This window comes from Mesorhizobium sp. M2A.F.Ca.ET.037.01.1.1 (assembly GCF_003998075.1).
GTDB lineage: Bacteria > Pseudomonadota > Alphaproteobacteria > Rhizobiales > Rhizobiaceae > Mesorhizobium.
Genome location: NZ_RZSA01001018.1, coordinates 1 through 2,250 on the forward strand (window position 1 = coordinate 1; position 2,250 = coordinate 2,250).

Genomic DNA, 2,250 nt, shown 5'->3' on the forward strand with positions numbered 1-2,250 from the left:
GCGATATACGTGATCGAGGCGCCCTTGCGCGCCTTGCGCAGCAGTTTCTGCACGACGTCGTTGTGGCTCTGCGGCCAGTGCCAGCTGCGGCGCAGTCGCCAGCCGTCGACGATATCGCCGACCAGATAGATGATCTCGGCGTCGTGATAGCGCAGGAAGTCGATCAGGAAATCGGCCTTGGCCGCTTTCGAGCCGAGATGCACGTCGGAAATGAACAGGGCGCGGAAAGTGCGGGGCTCTGGGGCTGACATCGCGATTTTACCCTTTGCTTTCGCGTGCCTATGCCCCGATTCATGCAACAATCGTATGACGGTTGCGGTTGATCCAGCCCAGGCGCTAGCTTGGCGCGACCAAAGCACCAGGAGAAAATCACCATGGATCTCGGCATTCGCGGCAAAAAGGCCATCGTGTGCGCCTCGAGCAAGGGACTTGGAAAAGGTTGCGCCATGGCGCTGGCCGAAGCCGGTGCCGACCTCGTCGTCAACGGCCGCAACGCCGAGCTTCTGGGCAAGACCGCCGCCGAGCTTCGCGAAAAATTCGGCGTCAAGGTAATCGAAGTGGCCGGCGACGTGTCCAAGCCCGAGGTCCAGAAGGCGATACTTGCCGCATGCCCCGATCCGGACATCCTGGTCAACAACAATGGCGGTCCGCCGCTGCGCGATTTCCGCGAGCTCGATCGCGCCAAGATCCTCGAGGGCGTGACGCAGAACATGGTGACGCCCATCGAGCTCATCCAGGCGGTCATCGACGGCATGGCCAAGCGCGGCTTCGGCCGCATCGTCAACATCACCTCGCTGTCGGTCTATGTGCCGATCCCAGGGCTCGACCTGTCTTCCGGCGCCCGCGCCGGCCTGACATCCTTCCTGGCCGGCGTGGCGCGTACGGTGATCGATCGCAACGTCACCATCAACAGCCTGCTGCCCGGCAAGCTCGACACCGACCGGCTGCGCGGCCCACATGAAGCCGGCACTAAGGAAGACCCGGCCGCGGCAACCGCGCGCAAGGCCCGCATCAGCGCCGACGTGCCGGCGAAACGTCTCGGCACGCCCGAGGAATTCGGCCAGATCTGCGCCTTCCTCTGTTCGATCCATGCCGGCTACCTCACCGGCCAGAACATCCCGGTCGACGGCGGCCTCTACGTCAGCGCCTTCTGAGCATGCCTGAAGCTCTCCAGCCAACCAGCTGGAATCGGTTGATTATTTCCGCTCTGGCATTGTGAAGCCGGAGCCTGCGATTTGCGGTCGCGAAAAATCGCGGGCGCATGCTAAAAGGCTCCAAACCAGTATCGCAGGGAGGGGCCGCAATGGACGGCGAGAACAAGAAACCGGCTCGGTCGGACCTCGACGAGGCCGCCCTGTTCTTCCACAAGCACCCGAAGCCAGGAAAGCTCGAGATCCAGGCGACGAAGCCGCTCGGCAACCAGCGCGACCTGGCGCTTGCCTATTCGCCGGGCGTGGCCGCGCCCTGCCTCGAGATCCGCGACGATCCCGCCACCGCCGCCGACTACACCGCGCGCGCCAATCTGGTCGGCGTCGTCTCCAACGGCTCCGCCGTGCTCGGGCTCGGCAATATTGGTCCGCTCGCCTCCAAGCCGGTGATGGAAGGCAAGGCGGTGCTGTTCAAGAAATTCGCCGGCATCGACGTCTTCGACATCGAGATCGACGCGCCGGAGATCGAGCGCATGGTCGAGACCGTGGCCGCGCTCGAGCCGACCTTCGGCGGCATCAATCTGGAGGACATCAAGGCGCCGGAATGCTTCGAGGTCGAGGAGCGGCTGAAGGCCCGCATGGGCATCCCGGTTTTCCATGACGACCAGCACGGCACGGCGATCATCGTCGCCGCCGCGGTGCTCAACGGGCTGGAGCTGGCCGGCAAGGCGATTTCCGACATCAAGATCGTCACTTCCGGCGCGGGCGCCGCAGCACTTGCCTGCCTCAACCTTCTGGTCTCGCTCGGCGCCCAGGTGGAAAACATCTGGGTCACCGACCGTTTCGGCGTCGCCTACAAGGGCCGCGTCGAGGAGATGGATCGCTGGAAGGACCCTTATGTGAAGGTCACCGAGGCGCGCACGCTGGCCGATGTCATTTCCGGCGCCGACGTCTTTCTCGGCCTCTCCGCCGCCGGCGTGTTGAAGCCGGAGCTCCTGCAGCATATGGCGCCGAAACCGCTCATCCTGGCTTTGGCCAACCCCAATCCCGAGATCATGCCGGAAGTGGCGCGGGCCGCCCGGCCGGACGCCATGATCTGCAC

Annotated in this window: 2 protein-coding genes and 1 pseudogene; 2 read left to right on the top strand and 1 reads right to left on the bottom strand. The window is 64.4% G+C overall.

Annotated features, from left to right (window positions below; translation table 11 throughout):
- A pseudogene (locus tag EOA27_RS32770) lies at window positions 1-251 on the bottom strand (UDP-2,3-diacylglucosamine diphosphatase); the annotation flags it as partial.
- Window positions 252-374: 123 nt separating this feature from the next.
- Here EOA27_RS32770 and EOA27_RS32775 point away from each other — a divergent pair.
- Together EOA27_RS32775 and EOA27_RS32780 are read left to right on the top strand one after the other, a co-directional pair.
- Window positions 375-1,154: an SDR family oxidoreductase gene (locus tag EOA27_RS32775; protein ID WP_127258332.1), complete on the top strand. Its 780-nt coding sequence runs from the start codon at window positions 375-377 to the stop codon at window positions 1,152-1,154.
- A gap of 149 nt (window positions 1,155-1,303) precedes the next feature.
- A partial coding sequence (locus EOA27_RS32780; RefSeq protein ID WP_281059504.1) for a malic enzyme-like NAD(P)-binding protein occupies window positions 1,304-2,250 on the top strand: 947 nt, incomplete at its 3' end.